Here is a 17781-nt window from a genome sequence, read left to right as displayed (position 1 = left end):
TGCGTCGACTCTGGCGGTCGCGTGGTGGGTGCGCTCACTCTTGTCCTCTTGATCGTGTTCGGATTTTGGCGTTCTCGGGCAAACAAAAAACCCCCGTCAGCGTGGGTGGCTGTACGAGGGTTGCGCGTCGATGCTTGTAGTCGGCTTACTCAGCCTGGTCACGCACCAACGCGCCCAGTTACTACAAGCAATCCCGAGTTCTGCATAAGCAAGGACGGTAGTCCCCGCGGCGCGCACAGGTCAAATCAGATCCATAGCCGGACACACCTGGCAACCCGGCCACCCGTCGCCTGGGAGAATGAACGATGTGAGCCGCCGAACCGCTTCGACCGCAGCCCGACCCGTCGTGATCAAGATCCCGGGAGTCGCCCATCTGGCGGTGGGATTCTTCGCCATCGGACTGCTGGCCCTCGTCTTCGCCGGGCCGGCGTGGTGCGCGGTCTTGCTCGTCATCCCGATTCTGTTGTCGGCGATGGTGATTCGTTACCGCACCGTGGCGGACAAGAAGGGCGTGACGGCACGATCGCTGCTCGGCAGCCGGACGGTGGCGTGGCAGGACATCTTGGGCCTGCGTTTCGACGGCTCCAAATGGGCCAAGGCCGAATTGACCGACGGCACCCACCTGCGGCTGCCGGGTGTGACGTTCGCGTCACTGCCGGTGCTGACCGCCGCCAGCGGCGGCGTCGTGCCCAATCCGTACAACGACTGAGCCGGCCCCGCCCCGAAGAAACTGCTCAGTGCAGCGGGTTTGATCCGTTCAGCAGCATCCACACACCGATGCCGGCGCCGACACCGATCAGCAGGCACAGCAGCGACCCGATGAAGGGCCGTCGCGCCCAGCCGCGCCCGGCATCGAAGCCGTAGAGCCCCGGCCCGGTCAGGGTCAGTGCCGCGGCCAGCACGATCATGGTCACCAGGTACTCGTGCCCTTCGGGCAGGAAGTACGGGAAGTAGCCGTGCACGGGTTGGGCGGCCACCTCCACCGCCAGTGCGTTGGTCAGGTAGGCCAGCGCGACCGCGGCGGCCACCGGCGTGAACAGCCCCAGTACCAGCAGGACGCCGGCCCCGATCTGCGCCCCGGTCGCGAGGTAGGTCAGTATCCCGGCGTGCTGGAAGCCCGCGGCGGCCAGCGCGTGCTCGTACCCGTTCAGGCCCTGACCGCCCCACCAGCCGAACGCCTTCTGCAGGCCGTGGACCACCAGCCAGGCGCCGAGGCCGATGCGCAACACCATGAGTCCCAGGTCCTGCGTGCCGCGGCGCTTGGCGACGCGCACCCGCGCGTCGGTCTCGGGGTCGGGCTCGATCTCGGCGGGGCCCAATGCCTCGGCCGCCTGCGCGTTGCGTTCCCGGGGCTGCACATACGGCAGCGGCTCGGGTTCGTGCATGAGGTCGAAGGCCATCGAGGACGGCGACGGAGACGACGCCGAGGTCACCTCGGTGACGTCTTCCGACGACGCGGTGTCGAACCGCGGGATGGCGGTGGTCGCCGCCGCCTCACCGCCGTCGCCGCGGTAGGTCGTGATGGGCAGGTCGTCTTCGGGATCGACCAGGCGTGCCGACGCGGGCCTGGCGGCCGACTCATCGGGCCGTTGCCATGCACGCGGGTCATGGGAAGTACTGGTCATGATTGCCAGGGTAAGTGCAGTTGCACTGCTGACCGTGGATTTAAAGGGTGGTTTGACCGGCTTGTTCACCGGATTTGCTCGGCCCCGCGCGCGGCCCCGACGTGGCGAGCATCGTCAGACAGTCCGTAACCTGGCGGGCATGACATTGCGGCGGTCGACGCGGACTGCGCTGACGAGGCCCCGACGCCGGCCTGAGCGCCCCAGCTCTGCACCCGCTCGACGGGTTATGGCGCTGTGCGCCATCGCTTTGCTGGCGCTGCCGGGCTGCGCCCGTTTCGATTCGGCGGCATCCGAGCCGTTCACCATCGAGCCCGAGCTGGGCGGGGCACCCAGCTCGACCCCGCCGCCCCCGCCCCCGCTGCCGCCGAACCCGTTCCCGAAGGCCTGCCCGGCACCGGCCGTCCTGCAGGGCTGCCTGGAGAGCACCAGCGGCCTGATCATGGGCGGCGACAGCAAGTCGGCCATCGTCGCCGAACGCGTCACCGGCGCCGTCAAGAACATCGCCACCAACGCGGAACCTAAGGTCAAGACCGTGATTCCGGTCGATGCGTCGGGTGACGGCGGCCTGATGGACATTGTGCTGTCGCCGAGTTATCAGCAGGACCGACTGATGTACGCGTACATCACCACCCCCACCGACAACCGGGTGGTCCGGATCGCCGACGGCGACGTTCCCAAGCCGATCCTCACCGGCATCCCCAAGGGCCCCACAGGCAACACCGGAGCGCTGATCTTCACCAGCCCGACGACCCTGATGGTGCTCACCGGAGACGCCGGGAACCCCGCCGCCGCAGCCGATCCGGCTTCGCTGGCAGGCAAGCTGCTGCGCATCGAGCAGCCGACGACAGTGGGCCAGGCACCCCCGACCACCGCGCTGTCGGGCATGGGCGCCGGTGGCGCGCTGTGCATCGACGGGGCCAGCGGGTCGCTGTACGTCACCGACCGCACCCCGACCGGCGACCGGCTGCAGCGGATCACCAAGGACTCGAAGGTGTCCACGGTGTGGAGCTGGCCCGACCGTCCGGGTGTCGCCGGCTGCGTCGCGACCGACAACACCGTCATGGTGAATCTGGTCAACACCAAGAAGACGGTGGCGGTGCGGCTGTCGAAGGACACCGGCGCTGTCACCGGCGACCCCGAGGCCCTCCGCACGGACACCCACGGCCACGTCTTCGCGCTGAAGCTCTCCCCCGACGGCAACATCTGGGGCGCCACGGTGAACAAGACCGCAGGCGATGTCGAGAAGTTCGACGACGTCGTGTTCCCGTTGTTCCCGCAGGGCGGATTCCCGCGTAGCACGGACGACAAGACGTAATTGGCACCCGACATGAGGGTCGCTCGATGATGCGCGCCTGCCCGGCCGACTTCGCTCGGCTGGCGGGCTACCTGGGCTTCTCCTGCGATGACGATTCGTGGATCAAGCTGCGCAACCCGCTGACGCTGGCCCACTGGACCATGCCTGTCGTCGAACTGCTGATGCTGATCGGCGCGGTCATGGCGCTGGCGTACGCGTTGCGGCGGGTGCGCCGGGACCCGACCGGCATCGCGATCTGGCTGGCGTCGGTGGTCTACGCGCTGGCGACCGAACTACCCCGGCATCCACCGGACATCTTCGCCGGCACCCGGCTCGGGGTCATGCTGGTGCACAACGTGTTCAGCGTCGATTTCGTCGACGGGCGGCTACCGCTGTACATCGTGGCGCTGTACCCCGCGACCATCACCCTGGCTTATGACATCGTCCGCGCCACCGGCGTTTTCGAACGGCGCGGCGCGGTCGTCGGTGCCCTCTGCGTCGGTTTCGTGCACGGCTGCGTCTACGGCGTGTTCGACCATCTCGGTCCGCAGCTGCGCTGGTGGGTCTGGAACACCGCGAACCCCCTGAATCACCCCACGCTCGGCTGCGTGCCGGTGAGCAGCTGGGTCAGCCTGGCGGTGGTCGGGCCCGCGGCGGTCGCCTACCTGGTACACGTGCTGGTCGGGCGCCGGGTGGCCGCCGGGACCCCACCGGGTGCGCTGTCGTTGGCCTGGCGCACAGCGGCCGTCAGCGTGCTGGCACCGGTCCTCATGGGGCTGTTCAGCCTGCCGACGTTGCTGTCCGCTCACCACAGTGCGACGCAATACGTGGTCCTCGGCGTGGAGATGGCGATATTCACGTTCGTGGCGGTGCCGGTCCTCATTCAGGACTGGCGGATCACGCGCCGGGTCGGCACGCAGCACCCGAGTCCGTACGTGCGGGTGTTCGGCGTGCTGTACCTGCTCACCTTCACGGTGCTCTGGCTGGCCGCACTGCCCGACTTCGCCGGCGCCATCGACGGCGTCACCGGCGCGGGCACCCCGACCGGCAATCTGCCCTGCGCCGCGGTGTGTTTCGTGATCGCGGGCTATTGCGTCGCGGGCGTGTCGTCACTCAAGCCGACGACCACGCCCGCGCCGCAGGCGGCGCTGCGCTAGCTGCAGGCCGCGATCACCAGTTCGCGCACGCGCGCCGCGTCGGCCTGACCCTTGGTCGCCTTCATCACCGCGCCGACGATCGCACCCGCGGCCTGGACCTTGCCGCCGCGGATCTTGTCGGCGATGTCCGGCTGGGCCGCCAGCGCCTCGTCGATCGCGGCCTGGATGAGCGAATCGTCGCGCACCACAACGAGTCCGCGGTCGTTCATCACCTGCTCGGGCTCGCCCTCGCCGGCCAGCACGCCCTCGACGACCTGACGCGCCAGCTTGTTGGACAGCTTGCCGTCGTCGACCAGCTTGACCACCGCGGCGACCTGGGCCGGGGTGATGGCCAGCTCGTCGAGTGTCTTTTCGCTTTCATTGGCCTTCTGCACCAGGAAGTTGCCCCACCAGGCGCGGGCCGCCTCACTGGACGCGCCGTGTTCGACGGTCGCGGCCACCAGCTCCACGGCGCCGGCGTTGACGAGGTCGCGCATCACCTCGTCAGAGATGCCCCAGTCGTCCTGAATCCGCTTGCGCACCAACCACGGAAGCTCGGGGATGGTGCCGCGCAGCCGCTCCACCAGCTCGTCCGACGGCGCGATGGGCTCGAGGTCCGGCTCCGGGAAGTAGCGGTAGTCCTCGGCGGTTTCCTTGCTGCGCCCGGACGTGGTGTGCCCGTCCTCGTGGAAGTGCCGGGTCTCCTGCGTGATGGTGCCGCCGGACTGCAGCACGGCGGCCTGCCGGCGCATCTCGTAGCGGACCGCCACCTCGACGCTCTTGAGTGAGTTGACGTTCTTGGTCTCGGTACGGGTGCCGAACTCCGCGGCGCCCTTGAGCTTGAGCGAGACGTTGGAGTCACAGCGCATCGAGCCCTGGTCCATGCGGACATCGGAAACGTCCAAGCCGCGCAACAGGTCCCGCAGTGCCGTCACGTAGGCGCGGGCGATCTCCGGGGCGCGTTCGCCCGCGCCTTCGATGGGCTTGGTGACGATCTCGACCAGCGGCACCCCGGCCCGGTTGAAGTCGGCCAGCGAGGTGGTGGCGCCCGAGATGCGGCCGGTGTCGCTACCCAGGTGGGTCAGCTTGCCGGTGTCCTCCTCCATGTGAGCACGCTCGATCTCGACGCGCCAGGTGCTGCCGTCCTCGAGCGGAACGTCGAGGTAGCCGTTGACGGCGATGGGCTCGTCGTACTGACTGATCTGGTAGTTCTTCGGCTGATCCGGGTAGAAGTAGTTCTTCCGCGCGAACCGGCCCCACGGCGCGATGTCGCAGTTCAGCGCCAGCCCGATCCGGATCGCGGACTCCACGGCCGCTTCGTTGACCACCGGCAGCGCGCCGGGCAGGCCGAGGCACACCGGGCACACCAGTGTGTTCGGCTCGGCGCCGAACCGGTTCGCACAACCACAGAACATCTTGGTCTCGGTGGACAGCTCGACGTGGACTTCCATGCCCATGACGGGCTCGTACGTCGCGAGGACGTCGTCGTAGTCGAGAAGGTCTGCGTCAGCCATGCGCCTGATCCTAGTTGTCGTTCACCGGCCATTTCCCGGGGCCGGTTACCCTCCGCGGATGCTCGCACGCATCGGCGCCCTGCTGACCACCTTCGCGCTGACGGCCATGCCCGTCGCATCGGCCGATTCCGGCGACTTCGACCTGCAGGCGCACCGCGGCGGACGCGGCGAGACCACCGAGGAATCGCTGCGCGCGTTCACCAAGGCCATCGAGCTGGGTGTCACGACGCTGGAACTCGACATCGTCCTCGCCAAGGACGGTGCACCGATGGTGTGGCACGACCCGGCCATCCAGCCCGAGAAGTGCACCGACACCGGCCCAGCCTTCCCCGGCGACCCGCAATACCCGTACGTCGGCAAGCTCGTCCACGACCTCACGCGGGCCCAGCTGCACACGCTGAACTGCGGCAAGCTGCTCGACGGATTCCCGGCCGCCGAAGTGGTGACCGGCAACAAGATCGCCACCCTCGATCAGGTTTTCGCGCTCGCGGACGCGCACCACGCGGGCGTCCGGTACAACATCGAAACCAAGATCGAAGCCGACAAGCCTGAAAGTTCGGCCACGCCACAGCAATTCGTCGACGTCATCCTCGCCACGGTGCGGGCTGCCGGCAAGGTCGACAAGGTGGAGATCCAGAGTTTCGACTGGCGCACACTGCCGCTCGTCCGCCAGCACGAACCCGGTATCCCCTTGGTGGCGCTCTGGGACGAGACGACCTGGGTGCCGAACTCGGCGTGGACGGCAGACGTGAACCCCGCCGTCGTCACCGATCCGATTGCGGGGGCGGCGTCGGTCGGCGCGAACATCCTGTCGCCCGGCTACTCGGTGCCCTACGGCCTGACGCCGAAGGATCCGGATTTCGCCCTGGTCGCCGACAGCGCATTCATCGATCGCGCACATGCCCGCGGGCTCAAGGTGATTCCGTGGACGATCAACGACGCCGACACCATGAAGGCACAGATCGCGGCCGGCGCCGACGGCATCATCACCGACTATCCGAGCCGGCTGCGCGCGGTGGAATCCGAATTCGGCATGCCACTACCGAAGGCCTACCGCTAGCCGAAGAACTCGGCCGCGTCGTCGTAACGGCTCTGCGGCACGAGCTTGAGTTGCCGGACCGCGTCGGCCAACGGCACCCGGCCGATCTCCTGGCCCTGCAACGACACCATCATCCCGTACTCCCCCGCGTGCGCGGCGTCGGCGGCGTTGATCCCGAACCGGGTCGCCAGCACCCGGTCATGGGGCGTCGGCGTGCCGCCGCGCTGCACGTGACCGAGCACCGTGGTGCGGACTTCCTTGCGGATCCGCTTCTCGATCTCGATGGCCAACTGCTGGGCGACCCCGGTGAATCGCACATGCCCGAATTCGTCAATTCCGCCGTCGCGCAACTGCATTGACCCCTCGGCCGGCCGCGCGCCTTCGGCGACGACGCAGATGAAATGCGAATCTCCGCGTACGAAGCGCTGTTTCACCAGTCGGCACACCTCTTCGACGTCGAACGGCTGCTCCGGGATCAGGGTCATGTGCGCGCCGGCGGCCATGCCGGCGCCGAGCGCGATCCAGCCCGCATGGCGCCCCATCACCTCGACGAGCATCACCCGCTGATGCGACTCGGCCGTGCTGTGCAGCCGGTCGATGGCCTCGGTGGCGATCATCAGCGCGGTGTCGTGGCCGAAAGTGACGTCGGTGCAATCGATGTCGTTGTCGATGGTCTTGGGCACACCCACGACGGGGACGTTCTCTTCGGCCAGCCAGTGCGCCGCCGTCAGCGTGCCTTCGCCGCCGATCGGGATCAGCACGTCGATGCCGTTGTCCTCGAGCGTCTGCTTGATCTGGTCCAGCCCGGCCCGCAGCTTGTCGGGGTTGACGCGCGCCGTGCCCAGCATGGTGCCGCCCTTGGCCAGCAGCCGGTCGTTGCGGTCGTCGTTCTTGAGCTGCTCGCGGCGGTTCTCCAGCAGGCCACGCCAGCCGTCCCGGAACCCGACGACCGTCGAGCCGTACCGGGCATCGCAGGTGCGAACCACCGCCCGGATCACCGCATTCAGGCCAGGACAGTCACCACCACCGGTCAGCACACCTATCCGCATGACCCCATACTGCCCGCTCGCGGGTTCTCGTTCTCGCCGAATGTGCGGCGGGGTCGCCTCTAGAGTGCGGTGGGCAGGGCGCCGCGGGCGGCTTCGTAGGCCGCGCCGACGCGGTACAGCCGGTCGTCGGCCAGGGCCGGTGCCATGATCTGCAGCCCGACCGGCAGGTTGTCGTCCGGCGATAGGCCCGACGGCACCGACATGCCGCAGTGGCCGGCCAGGTTCAGCGGCAGCGTGCACAGGTCGAACAGGTACATCGCCAGCGGGTCGTCGACCTTCTCGCCCAGCCCGAACGCGGTGGTCGGGGTGGTCGGGGTGACCAGCACGTCGACCTTCTCGTAGGCGCGATCGAGGTCGCGCGCGATCAGGGTGCGCACCTTCTGAGCCTGGTTGTAGTAGGCGTCGTAGTACCCCGACGACAGCGCGTAGGTGCCGATCATGATGCGGCGCTTGACTTCTGGCCCGAATCCGGCGGCACGCGTCAGCGCCATGACCTCTTCGGCGCTGTGGGTGCCGTCGTCGCCGACCCGCAGGCCGTAGCGCATCGCGTCGAAGCGCGCGAGGTTCGACGACACCTCGGACGGCAGGATCAGGTAGTAGGCCGCCAGCGAGTAGTCGAAGTTCGGGCAGTCGACCTCGGTGATCTCGGCGCCGAGCTCGGTCAGCTGGTCCACCGCGGTGTTGAACGACGACAGCACGCCGGGCTGGTAACCCTCGCCGGTGTGCAGCTGCTTCACGACACCGATCCGGACGCCCTTGAGGTCGCCCGCGGCGCCGGCCCGGGCCGCCGCGACCACATCGGGCACGGGCGCGTCGACCGAGGTGGAGTCGCGCGGGTCGTGGCCGGCGATCACCTGGTGCAGCAGCGCGGTGTCGAGCACCGTGCGGGCGCACGGGCCGCCCTGATCCAGCGACGACGCGCAGGCGATCAAGCCGTACCGCGAGACGGTGCCGTAGGTGGGTTTGACGCCGACGGTCGCGGTCAGCGCGGCAGGCTGACGGATCGACCCACCGGTGTCGGTGCCGATCGCCAGCGGCGCCTGGAACGCGGCGAGCGCCGCGGCGCTACCGCCACCGGAACCACCCGGCACGCGGTTGACGTCCCACGGATTGCGGGTCGGGCCGTAGGCCGAGTTCTCGGTGGACGACCCCATGGCGAACTCGTCCATGTTGGTCTTGCCGAGGATCGGGATTCCGGCCGCGCGCAGCTTCGCGGTCACGGTCGCGTCGTACGGCGACCGCCAGCCCTCGAGAATCTTCGAGCCGGCCGTGGTCGGCGCGTCGGTGGTGGTGAAAACGTCCTTGAGCGCCAACGGAACACCGGCGAGCGGCGATGCCAGCGGCTCGCCGGCAGCCACCTGCTTGTCGACCGCGGCGGCAGCGGCGAGTGCCTCCTGGGCACCCACATGCAGGAACGCGTGGTAGGTCTCGTCGGTGGCGGCGATCTGGTCCAGGTGCGCCTGGGTGACCTCGGTGGCCGACACGTCGCCGGCGGCGATCTTCTCGCCGAGCGTGGCGGCGTCGAAACGGATCAGGTCGCTCACTCTGCTTCTCCCAAGATGCGGGGCACGGCGAACCGGCCGTCCTCGGCCCGCGGGGCCTGCGCCAGCGCCTGGTCCTGCGTCAGGCTGGCCACCTCGGCGTCGGGCCGGGTGATGTTGACCTCTTTGAGCGGATTGCCGGTCGCCTCGATACCGGTGACGTCGACGGCCTGAATCTTGCCGACGTGCGCCAGGATGGCATCGAGCTGGCCTGCGAAACTGTCCAGCTCACCATCGGTCAGGGCGAGCCGGGCCAGATTCGCCAGATGGGCGACATCGTCCCGGGAAATCTTCGACACGTCGAAACAGCCTAGTGGGGAGCCCGATGGGCGCCGCGACGGGGAACGTATCCGTGACACGCGCCGCACCGGCACGTCCTGCCATCGCCACGACGCTGTGCAACAGTTGTCGCGTGTCCTCCTATCTGCTGCGGGTGCAGCTCGAAGACCGCCCCGGTAGCCTCGGCTCGCTGGCGGTGGCTCTCGGCTCGGTGGGCGCCGACATCCTGTCGCTCGACGTCGTCGAGCGCGGTCCGGGCTACGCGATCGACGATCTGGTGGTCGAACTGCCGCTCGGGTCCATGCCCGACGCCCTGATCACCGCCGCGGAGGCCCTCAAGGGCGTGTACGTGGACAGCATTCGGCCCCACACCGGGTTGCTCGAGGCCCATCGCGAGCTGGAACTCATCGACCACGTGGCGGCCGCCAAAGGCAAGGCCGCGCGCCTCCAGACGCTGGCCGACGAGGCACCGCGCGTGTTGCGGGTCGGGTGGTGTGTCGTGGTGGCCGGCGGCAAGGACGGCGTGGCGCCCCATCGCATCACCGGCAGTCCGGGCGCGCCCGAGACGCTCGCCAGCTCAGCGCCGTGGCTGCCGCTCGAGCACGCCGCCGCACTGGACGCCACCGGCGACTGGGTGCCGCAGTTCTGGCAGGACATCGACACCACCCTGGCCGCCGCGCCGTTGGGTGACCCCCACACGGCGATCATGCTGGGCCGCCCGGGTGGGCCGGCCTTCCGTCCGTCTGAGGTCGCGCGGCTGGGGTATCTCGCCGGCATCGTCGCGACCATCGTGCGATAGCGGTCAGCGGTAGCGCACCGAGGCGACGAGCACCGCGGTCAGCGCCGCGCTGACCGCCGGCCGAGCAAGGCCGAGCCCACCGGCCTGACTTGCGTTGGTCAGCAGGAAGGCGACCGCCGCGCCCAACGGACGAGTCAGGACAAAACAACCCCAGAAGCCCGCCGTCGACATGCCACCGGACAAGCGGCATGTCACCGCCACACCGGCGATCAGCACTGCCCACAGCACGAGCTGAAGAACCGGGTCGGGCAAGATGCGAGTCGGCGTCATGTGGGTCAGCGCAGTCCCGATTCCGAACGCCGCCAGAGCGGTTGCCCAGAACCAGCATTCGGCTCGCCGGGTGCGGACAGCGATCAACTCCGTCATTCCGACGTGCGCATGCCCGAGCGCCAGCAGTCCCACGACGCCGGCGCAACAAACGACAGCGATCACCAGGTACCGCAGACCGAACGCGACGTGCAACCCGTTCGCGATCTCCGTGCCCACCGCACTGGTCGCCAGCATCGCGAGCCAGAATGCCCACGGCCGCAAGCGGTCTGCGCGCAGTTGAACCAACAGCGCTACGGCGCATGCCGCCACCAGCAGCGTTGTCGCGATCCAGCGGCCCAGGTGGTCGTAGAGGTGGTCCGGCCAGAACACCGATGCGGCGGTGATCAACGTCTTGCTCACCCAGAATCGCGTGGTGATTGCCGGGATTCTGCGGGACATCGGCGCCGCCATCGAGCTCAGAGCGCGTCCGGCCCCTCTTCCAACAACCGCCGGAAGCCGTCTTCGTCGAGAATCGGCACGCCGAGTTCGACAGCCTTGTCGTACTTGGATCCCGGCGCGTCGCCGGCCACCACGTAGGCGGTCTTCTTCGACACCGAACCCGCCGCCTTGCCGCCGCGCACCAGGATCGCCTCTTTGGCCTCGTCCCGCGAGAACCCGGTCAGCGAGCCGGTCACCACGATCGACAGGCCTTCCAGCGTGCGCTCGATGCTCGCGTCGCGTTCGTCGGCCATGCGCACGCCCGCCGCGCGCCACTTGTCGACGATGGCACGGTGCCAGTCGACGGTGAACCAGTCGATCACGGCGGCGGCGATGGTGGGGCCGACGCCCTCGACAGCGGCCAGCCGCTCCTCGGAGGCTTCGGTGATCGCTTGCAGGTCACCGAATTCCGCGGCCAGCGCCCGAGCGGCCGTCGGACCGACGTGCCGGATGGACAGCGCCACCAGCACCCGCCACAACGGCTGTTGCTTGGCCTTGCCGAGGTTGGCCAGCAGCCTGGCTCCGTTGGCCGAGAGCTCGCCCTTCTGGGTCTTGAACAGGCTGGTGCGCAACAGGTCGTCTTGCGTGAGGTTGAAGACGTCGCCCTCATCGGTGATGACGCCGGCTGCCAGCAGTGCGGTGGCCGCCTCGTAGCCGAGGCCCTCGATGTCGAAGGCGCCGCGGCCCGCGACGTGGAAAACCCGCTCACGCAGCTGCGCGGGGCAGGATCGGGTGTTGGGGCAGCGGATGTCGGCGTCACCCTCCTTCGACGGCGCCAGCGTGCTACCGCATTCGGGACACGTTGCGGGCATGACGAATTCACGTTCAGTACCGTCACGCAGATCGACGACCGGGCCGAGCACCTCGGGGATGACGTCGCCGGCCTTGCGGATCACCACGGTGTCGCCGATCAGCACGCCCTTGCGCTTCACCTCGGTGGCGTTGTGCAACGTCGCGAGCCCGACCGTTGAACCTGCGACGGTGACGGGCTCCATGTACGCGAACGGCGTGACGCGGCCGGTACGGCCCACACTCACCCGGATGTCGAGCAGCTTGGTGGTGACCTCCTCGGGCGGGTACTTGTACGCGATGGCCCACCGCGGCGCCCGGCTGGTGGCGCCGAGGCGGCGCTGCAGCGTGCGGTCGTCCAATTTGACCACCAGACCGTCGATTTCGTGATCGACGTCATGACGGTGCTCGCCCCAGTACGCGACGCGTTCGGCCACCGCCGCGATGCCGGTGACGCGGGTTGTGTGGTCCGACACCGGCAGCCCCCATGCCTGCAGCGCACGGTACGCGTCGTGCAGCGATGCCGGCTCGAAGCCTTCGGTGTAGCCCAGACCGTGGCAGATCATGTGCAGCCGGCGACGTGCGGTGACGGCAGGATTCTTCTGTCGCAGCGACCCGGCGGCACTGTTGCGCGGATTGGCGAACGGCGCCTTGCCCTCCTCGATGAGGCTGACGTTGAGCGCGGCGAAATCCTCCACACGGAAGTACACCTCACCGCGGACTTCCAGCACCGCCGGCACCGGGAATTCGTCGGTGCCGGTCAGCTGCTCCGGTACGTCGGTGATGGTGCGGGCGTTGAGCGTGACATCCTCGCCCGTGCGGCCGTCGCCGCGCGTGGCGCCCCGGACCAGCTTGCCGTCGCGGTAGACCAGTGCCAGCGCGACGCCGTCGACCTTGAGCTCGCAGAGGTACTCGAGTTCGCGGCCCAGCTCGTTGGTGAGCCGCGCGGCCCACGCCGTCAGCTCATCGGTGTTGAAGGCATTGTCTAGCGACAGCATCCGCTCCAGGTGCTGTGCCTCGCCGAACTCGGTCGCGAACCCGGCGCCGCCGACCAGCTGCGTCGGCGAATCCGGCGTCCGCAGCTCGGGGTACCGCTCTTCGATCTCCTGCAATTCACCGAGCAGCTTGTCGAACTCACCGTCGGAGATGATCGGTGCATCTTTGACGTAGTAGCGGAACTGGTGACCGCGGACTTCTTCGGCCAGTTCCTGCCATTGCCGGCGCACGTCGGGATCGGGTGAGCTCACCCGGTAAGGCTAGCGAAGGGCTGTGACATCAAGCCGCGATGATCCCCGCCGACGTGCCGCATGCCACGAGGACCGTGCAAGCAGCTGCCGGGGCCGGGTCCTCGGTACCGACCAGCGGCGGCAGCGGCGGGATGAAGATCGGCACGAGGCTGGCCCCGGTGACTCCGGTCAGCCTGGCGACGACCTGCGCGACGACGTTCGTCGCGGCGTACGTCAGGCTGCCGACCAGCTGCACGGGCACGGTCATCGCCTGTGCCAGCGGGCTGATGACGAAGATGTTCTTCTCGGCGATCGACCGCAACTGCGCCGTCACCTGCTGGAACGCCTGGTTGAGGAAGTAGGGCACGGACGCGGCGACGGTGCGCACGCCGAGCGTCAGGTCGGTGCCGATGTTGGGGTACCCGTACTTGCCGATGACGTCCAGCACGGCGGCCCGCAGTGCCGCGTCGTCGTCGATCGGCGTGACGGTGCTGCCGCCGAGGCCCGTGATGGAGACGCCGTCGGACTTGGGCGCCGGCGTGCCGCCGAACAACGTCACGACCGTCGGGGTGACGTCGACGATCTGGTATTTCAGGTTGACGCCACCGGCGGTGAACAGATCGGGATTGTTGGCGATGACGAAAGTCGATGTCTCATTGGGTGATTGGAACCCATGGCCGAAGCCCTTGCTGTCCTGGTGACCGTGGTCGGTGACGACGATGACGGTCCACTGCTCGCCGGTCGCCGCTTCCCAGTCGTTGACCGACTGCATGATCTCGCCGATGTTGCGGTCGACGTTCCGCACCGCCTCGGCGTATGCCGTGGACGCGCCGCCGTAGTTGTGCCCGTTCTCGTCGACGCCGACGAAGTAGCTGAACACGAAGTTCGGCTTGTTCGGGTCGGCGGCGGCGATCGCGGCCTCGGTCGCGTCGCCGACGGCGTCGTCGGTGAGCGACCAGTTGGAGTCACCCGCGATGTGCGAGATGTTGACGACGTGGTCGGCGCCGACCGAACCCGACACGGCGATGGCCGAGATGACGTCCCAGTTCGCGATCGCCGTGGTCTGGATGCCGGGATTGAACGTCTCCAGTTGGTTGAACACCGTCGGGAACCGGTTGTAGACCGCTGGATTGAAGATGTTGTTGATGACGCCGGTCCTCTCACCCCAGACGCCGGTGAGGATGGCGGTCCATGACGGATTGCTGATCGTGGTGTGCCCGACGATGCTCGCCGGTGCCGTGGTGCCGCCCTGCATGAGCTGGAAGAAGTTGGCGTTGGCCGGGTCGGCCAGCACCCGGCTCAGATTGGTGCCGTCGACGCCGATCACCAGCACATTGGGTGTGGTGTCGGCGAGCGTCGAAACCGACTGCGGCGCAACGGCACTGGTTGGCTTGAGGGTCTTGCGTTCCAGTTCGTCGCGCACCGCGGCGAGGGCCACCAGCACCGATGTCGAGCTGAGCGGAGACACCGGCGCCTGCAGCGACCGCAGGGCCCTGGTGAGTTTGGCGATGGGATCTGCCGACACCGCGGCCACCTTGACCGTGGGCTGTGCGGAGCTCGCTTGCGTCGAGATCGCGGCGGTGACTGTCGGCGTGCCGGCAGTCTTGGCCGCGGCCGTCGGGTGCTCTTCGCGGTTGAGGCCGGCGACGCGCGGCGGGGCTGTCCGCGGCGCGGGCTTCGTGCGCTCGGCGGCCTTCATCTGGTTGGCGGCGGGCTGGTCAGCGGCGGGCTTGTCGGCGGTGGGCTTGTCGCGCTTCTTGTCCGGCTTTCCGGCCTGTTCCTCGTTGGCGGGCTTCGACTTCGACTTGGCGGGCTTGCGCTGCTTTTTCGGCTTCTTGGCAGGAGCGGCTGCCGCCTGGGATGCCTGCGAGGTCGAGGAGGTCTGGGATGTCGATCCCGCCCCGGCTCCCGATCCTGTGGCGTCAGCCCAGGCCGGGCAGTCGCTCCACCCCGCGAGCGCGGTTCCGATCCCCAGGGCGACCGCCAGTCCCCCGACCCGGCCAATGCATCTTCCCGCTGTCATCCGGAATGTATAACGCGCGACAATTATCGGCCGCACAGGAATCGCGAACCTGACGCACAGTCATCTCGAAGGTTGGGCACCCTCCGCCCCGCCGCGGGTTACCGTGGCAACGTGCCGCATCCGATCATGTTCGACGATGACGACCCCGGCCTGGCAGAGCTGCGCGCGGTCGCGCTGAGCTTTCCCGAGGCCTTCGAGAAGGTGTCGTGGGGCCGGCCGGTGTTCTGCGCGCCCAAGATGTTCGCGATGTACGGCGGCAATTCGAAGACGACGGGCGAGATGGTCGCCTACCCGCATTCCCTGCTGGTCAAGGTCGACGAGTCCGACCGCGCAGCACTGGAACAGGATTCGCGCTTCTACTACCCCGCCTACATGGGTCCGTCAGGCTGGCTCGGGCTGGATTTCACCGCGGCGAAGGTCGACTGGGACGAGGTCCGAGAACTGCTCGACGCATCGTTCCGGCTCGTCGCGACCAAGCGATTGATCAAGCTGCTCGACGCGCAATGAGGTAGGCCTGCGGCGTGGATTCGGCCGCGTCTTCGTCGGGTTGCCGGACCGTTTCCGCATAGACGCGAAACCCGCTGTCCGACAACACGTCTGCGACGAGCTCGGGCCGCCGGCGGATGAACGTCAAGTGCACCGACTCGCCGTCGAAGTCCGTCAGCACCCGCGGCTCATCACCGACCTGAAATGCCAACAGCAACACCCCGCCCGGCGACAGGACCCGGTGGAACTCGGCGAAGACTCGCGACAGGTACTCATCCGGAACATGGATGATCGAGTACCAGGCACAGAGCCCGCCGACGCTGCCCTCGGCCACGTCGAGGTCGAGCATCGACCCGACGCGGAACTCCAGAGCCGGATTGTGCTGCCGCGCCTGCGCGATCATGTTGGGAGACAGATCGATTCCGGTGACGTCGAGGCCGGCCGCTGCCAGTGCCGCAGTGGCCACACCGGTGCCGCAGCCCACGTCCAGCACGCTGGCCCCGCGGTCCACCAGTTCGGCGAACGCGCCGATCATGGCCCGGTCCACCGGCCGGTCGTCGAGATGGTTTTGGAAGCGAGCGACGTAGTGCGCGGCCGCACGGTCATAGCCGTCGCGGGTCGTGGCCAGGAAATCGGGCATCGGCCAACGGTACGCGGGAACGCCGACACGGTCGGCCGGACGTGCGGCTACCGCAGCGCGACCTGGTGTCGTGCTGCCGGGCAGCATGGGGCGCCGAATCACCCTGCGGTCCTGTCTGTTTCACCCTCGTCGCCTTCACTCTCGGGTGGGTAGAGGGTTGGGTGCCAGTAGTGGTTGGTTCGTGGTTGACCGACGTCCAGTAGTGGCGGTGGGGTCCAGTGGGCGCGGCCGTCGGGGCCCATGGTGGTGTGCCAGCCGCCGGTGTCGGCGAGGCGGTTATCGCAGCCGCACGCGAGGGCAAGGGTGGTGATGTTGGTGAGGCCGCCGTCGCGCCAGTCGGCGTCGACATGGTGGGCTTGGCAGCGCGAGGTCGGCGCGGTGCAGTTGGGTTTGGTGCAGCCACGATCCCGGGCGAACAGCGCGAAGCGTTGAGCGACGGTGGCGGTGCGCCGCGCCCGGCCCAGGTACAGCAGCTGTTCACTGTGCCGGTCGAACACCGCCAGGTAGTGGTCGGCACCGTTGGTGGCGGCCATCTGCAGCAGATCCTTAATGGGCAGCGTGCTGCCGGTGTGGGTGAGTGTGACCCCGGTGCGCTGCTCCAGTTCGGTGACGGTGCAGGTGGCCACGACGCTGACCGGGACGCCGTTGTGCTCACCGAGCGTTCCGGAGGACAACAGCATCTGGAATAGCGTTGTGCAGGCGTCGTGGCGGCGCTGGGCCGGGCTGCGGGTGTCGGAGGCGATCTGCTCGGCTGACGGGGTTCCGGAAATGCAGGGCTGCGGGTCAGCCGGATTGCACATGCCGGGGGCGGCGTACTTCTCCAACAAGGTGTCGAGGTAGGCGCGGGCTTCCGGGGTCAAGGTGCCCTGCAGATCCGACATCCCGTCCGGTCGTTGTTTCGACACGGTCAGGCCGCGCTGGCGGGCCCGTTCGGCATCATCAGGGAGCGGCCCGTCCTGATCGAGCAGGTAGAGCAGGGCTTCGGCGGCGGCGCGCAGTTCTTCCGGGGTCTGGTGCCGCGCACCAGCAACGAGGGACTGTTCGAACTGTCCACTGGTGGTGGGGTCCACCCACCCGGGGAGTTTGTTGATGAACTGGCCGATCACTCTCACGTGCTCGGTGTTGATCGCACCCTCGGCCTGGGCCGCGGCCACGAACTCCCACAGCGGCGGCAACGGCTCCCCGGTCAACCCGGTGCGGGGCGCCACATGCAGAGCGTCGCGGACCCGACGGTTCGCTTCAGTGGTATCCACGCGCAACCGGATGCGCAGCACCTCGGCCCAGTTTTTCGCGCCCAGCTCCCGGGCCGTGGCCTGAGACTGTGCCGCGGTAAGAATCCGGTGATCGACCGCCTCGGCCGCGCACCTCAAGGTTTCGCGGCGCGACTGCAACTCCAACAATGTCGGCACATCCAGACCGCTGTAATCCAAGGCCGCGAGCCGCGCATGCGCCGCCTCGTAGGCGGCGTACGCCTCCTCGACAACGGCCGGATCGGTCAATCCCATACATCGAACACTAGTTCGACCCACTGACAAATTTCTGCAGTTTGGGACGCCTGTGCCGAAAGTGAACAATGAGGTCAAACATGTTGCCC

16 protein-coding genes are annotated in these 17781 nt (G+C 68.2%); 6 read left to right on the top strand and 10 right to left on the bottom strand.

Going from position 1 to position 17781, the window contains the following annotated elements; all coding sequences use genetic code 11:
* Positions 1 to 298 precede the first annotated feature (298 nt).
* A complete protein-coding gene (locus tag VXD91_RS14275; protein ID WP_346415718.1) occupies positions 299 to 709 on the top strand; it encodes a PH domain-containing protein in 411 nt (136 codons plus the stop codon).
* 25 nt (positions 710 to 734) lie between these two features.
* Here the strand turns inward: VXD91_RS14275 and VXD91_RS14270 are convergent, their stop codons facing one another.
* Positions 735 to 1625, bottom strand: coding sequence for a DoxX family protein (locus VXD91_RS14270; RefSeq protein ID WP_346415717.1), 891 nt, complete (start codon positions 1623 to 1625; stop codon positions 735 to 737).
* A gap of 226 nt (positions 1626 to 1851) precedes the next feature.
* Here VXD91_RS14270 and VXD91_RS14265 point away from each other — a divergent pair, with 226 nt between their 5' ends.
* Both VXD91_RS14265 and VXD91_RS14260 read left to right on the top strand, forming a co-directional pair.
* Entirely contained in the window at positions 1852 to 2940 is a 1089-nt protein-coding gene (locus VXD91_RS14265; RefSeq protein ID WP_346415773.1) for a PQQ-dependent sugar dehydrogenase, read from the top strand.
* Positions 2941 to 2966: 26 nt separating this feature from the next.
* Complete coding sequence (locus VXD91_RS14260; RefSeq protein ID WP_346415716.1) at positions 2967 to 4076, top strand: hypothetical protein; 1110 nt, start codon at positions 2967 to 2969, stop codon at positions 4074 to 4076.
* Here the strand turns inward: VXD91_RS14260 and gatB are convergent.
* Positions 4073 to 5569, bottom strand: a complete 1497-nt coding sequence (gene gatB / locus VXD91_RS14255; protein WP_226521542.1) for an Asp-tRNA(Asn)/Glu-tRNA(Gln) amidotransferase subunit GatB — start codon at positions 5567 to 5569, stop codon at positions 4073 to 4075. The two genes, VXD91_RS14260 and gatB, sit on opposite strands and share 4 nt — an antisense overlap.
* Positions 5570 to 5675: 106 nt before the next feature.
* Between gatB and VXD91_RS14250 the strand changes: the two genes are divergently transcribed.
* Positions 5676 to 6629 carry a glycerophosphodiester phosphodiesterase family protein gene (locus VXD91_RS14250; RefSeq protein WP_318986024.1) on the top strand — a complete coding sequence of 318 codons (954 nt, stop codon included), beginning with the start codon at positions 5676 to 5678 and terminating at the stop codon, positions 6627 to 6629.
* Here VXD91_RS14250 and VXD91_RS14245 read toward each other — a convergent pair.
* From VXD91_RS14245 to gatC, 3 genes are read right to left on the bottom strand one after another with little or no spacing between them, the layout of a single operon-like run.
* Positions 6626 to 7657, bottom strand: coding sequence for an ATP-dependent 6-phosphofructokinase (locus VXD91_RS14245; protein ID WP_029105781.1), 1032 nt, complete (start codon positions 7655 to 7657; stop codon positions 6626 to 6628). The genes VXD91_RS14250 and VXD91_RS14245 overlap by 4 nt on opposite strands.
* 59 nt (positions 7658 to 7716) lie before the next feature.
* Positions 7717 to 9201, bottom strand: coding sequence for an Asp-tRNA(Asn)/Glu-tRNA(Gln) amidotransferase subunit GatA (gene gatA, locus VXD91_RS14240; protein WP_212811954.1), 1485 nt, complete (start codon positions 9199 to 9201; stop codon positions 7717 to 7719).
* Positions 9198 to 9497 (bottom strand): Asp-tRNA(Asn)/Glu-tRNA(Gln) amidotransferase subunit GatC, encoded by a 300-nt coding sequence (gene gatC / locus VXD91_RS14235; RefSeq protein WP_212811955.1) that lies wholly within the window; start codon positions 9495 to 9497, stop codon positions 9198 to 9200. The genes gatA and gatC overlap by 4 nt, the downstream gene beginning before the upstream one ends.
* A gap of 113 nt (positions 9498 to 9610) precedes the next feature.
* On the opposite strand from gatC, the gene VXD91_RS14230 reads away from it, so the two are divergent.
* The gene (locus VXD91_RS14230) at positions 9611 to 10276 is read left to right on the top strand and encodes an amino acid-binding protein (protein WP_318985936.1); all 666 of its coding nucleotides are present in this window, start codon (positions 9611 to 9613) and stop codon (positions 10274 to 10276) included.
* A gap of 3 nt (positions 10277 to 10279) precedes the next feature.
* On the opposite strand, the gene VXD91_RS14225 is transcribed toward VXD91_RS14230, so the two are convergent.
* Genes VXD91_RS14225 through VXD91_RS14215 form a run of 3 tightly spaced genes read right to left on the bottom strand, consistent with a single transcriptional unit; the run spans position 10280 to position 15061 of the window.
* Complete coding sequence (locus VXD91_RS14225; RefSeq protein ID WP_318985935.1) at positions 10280 to 10984, bottom strand: hypothetical protein; 705 nt, start codon at positions 10982 to 10984, stop codon at positions 10280 to 10282.
* Between the two features lie 17 nt (positions 10985 to 11001).
* Positions 11002 to 13059 carry an NAD-dependent DNA ligase LigA gene (ligA, locus tag VXD91_RS14220; protein ID WP_318985934.1) on the bottom strand — a complete coding sequence of 686 codons (2058 nt, stop codon included), beginning with the start codon at positions 13057 to 13059 and terminating at the stop codon, positions 11002 to 11004.
* A 28-nt stretch (positions 13060 to 13087) separates the two neighbouring features.
* Positions 13088 to 15061 carry an alkaline phosphatase family protein gene (locus VXD91_RS14215; RefSeq protein WP_346415715.1) on the bottom strand — a complete coding sequence of 658 codons (1974 nt, stop codon included), beginning with the start codon at positions 15059 to 15061 and terminating at the stop codon, positions 13088 to 13090.
* Between the two features lie 111 nt (positions 15062 to 15172).
* Here VXD91_RS14215 and VXD91_RS14210 point away from each other — a divergent pair, with 111 nt between their 5' ends.
* The gene (locus VXD91_RS14210; protein WP_029105782.1) at positions 15173 to 15568 is read left to right on the top strand and encodes an MmcQ/YjbR family DNA-binding protein; all 396 of its coding nucleotides are present in this window, start codon (positions 15173 to 15175) and stop codon (positions 15566 to 15568) included.
* Here the strand turns inward: VXD91_RS14210 and VXD91_RS14205 are convergent.
* The gene (locus VXD91_RS14205; RefSeq protein WP_346415714.1) at positions 15546 to 16187 is read right to left on the bottom strand and encodes a methyltransferase domain-containing protein; all 642 of its coding nucleotides are present in this window, start codon (positions 16185 to 16187) and stop codon (positions 15546 to 15548) included. The two genes, VXD91_RS14210 and VXD91_RS14205, sit on opposite strands and share 23 nt — an antisense overlap.
* 98 nt (positions 16188 to 16285) lie before the next feature.
* Positions 16286 to 17692, bottom strand: a complete 1407-nt coding sequence (locus VXD91_RS14200) for a DUF222 domain-containing protein (protein WP_346415713.1) — start codon at positions 17690 to 17692, stop codon at positions 16286 to 16288.
* Between the last annotated feature and the right edge of the window lie 89 nt (positions 17693 to 17781).

Origin of the sequence: Mycobacterium sp. SM3041 (assembly GCF_039668335.1) — a bacterium.
GTDB lineage: Bacteria > Actinomycetota > Actinomycetes > Mycobacteriales > Mycobacteriaceae > Mycobacterium.
The sequence above is the reverse complement of the archived record's forward strand: the minus strand, read 5'-3'. Positions and strand labels throughout refer to the sequence as shown.

What these genes read in the sequence shown, in the direction of transcription:
- VXD91_RS14245 (WP_029105781.1), bottom strand. Translation starts at nt 7,657, where the DNA reads ATGCGGATAGGTGTGCTGACCGGTGGTGGTGACTGTCCTGGCCTGAAT.
- VXD91_RS14205 (WP_346415714.1), bottom strand. Translation starts at nt 16,187, where the DNA reads ATGCCCGATTTCCTGGCCACGACCCGCGACGGCTATGACCGTGCGGCC.
- VXD91_RS14260 (WP_346415716.1), top strand. Translation starts at nt 2,967, where the DNA reads ATGATGCGCGCCTGCCCGGCCGACTTCGCTCGGCTGGCGGGCTACCTG.
- VXD91_RS14265 (WP_346415773.1), top strand. Translation starts at nt 1,852, where the DNA reads ATGGCGCTGTGCGCCATCGCTTTGCTGGCGCTGCCGGGCTGCGCCCGT.
- VXD91_RS14250 (WP_318986024.1), top strand. Translation starts at nt 5,676, where the DNA reads ATGCCCGTCGCATCGGCCGATTCCGGCGACTTCGACCTGCAGGCGCAC.
- VXD91_RS14200 (WP_346415713.1), bottom strand. Translation starts at nt 17,692, where the DNA reads ATGGGATTGACCGATCCGGCCGTTGTCGAGGAGGCGTACGCCGCCTAC.
- gatB (WP_226521542.1), bottom strand. Translation starts at nt 5,569, where the DNA reads ATGGCTGACGCAGACCTTCTCGACTACGACGACGTCCTCGCGACGTAC.
- VXD91_RS14275 (WP_346415718.1), top strand. Translation starts at nt 299, where the DNA reads ATGAACGATGTGAGCCGCCGAACCGCTTCGACCGCAGCCCGACCCGTC.
- VXD91_RS14215 (WP_346415715.1), bottom strand. Translation starts at nt 15,061, where the DNA reads ATGACAGCGGGAAGATGCATTGGCCGGGTCGGGGGACTGGCGGTCGCC.
- VXD91_RS14225 (WP_318985935.1), bottom strand. Translation starts at nt 10,984, where the DNA reads ATGTCCCGCAGAATCCCGGCAATCACCACGCGATTCTGGGTGAGCAAG.
- VXD91_RS14270 (WP_346415717.1), bottom strand. Translation starts at nt 1,625, where the DNA reads ATGACCAGTACTTCCCATGACCCGCGTGCATGGCAACGGCCCGATGAG.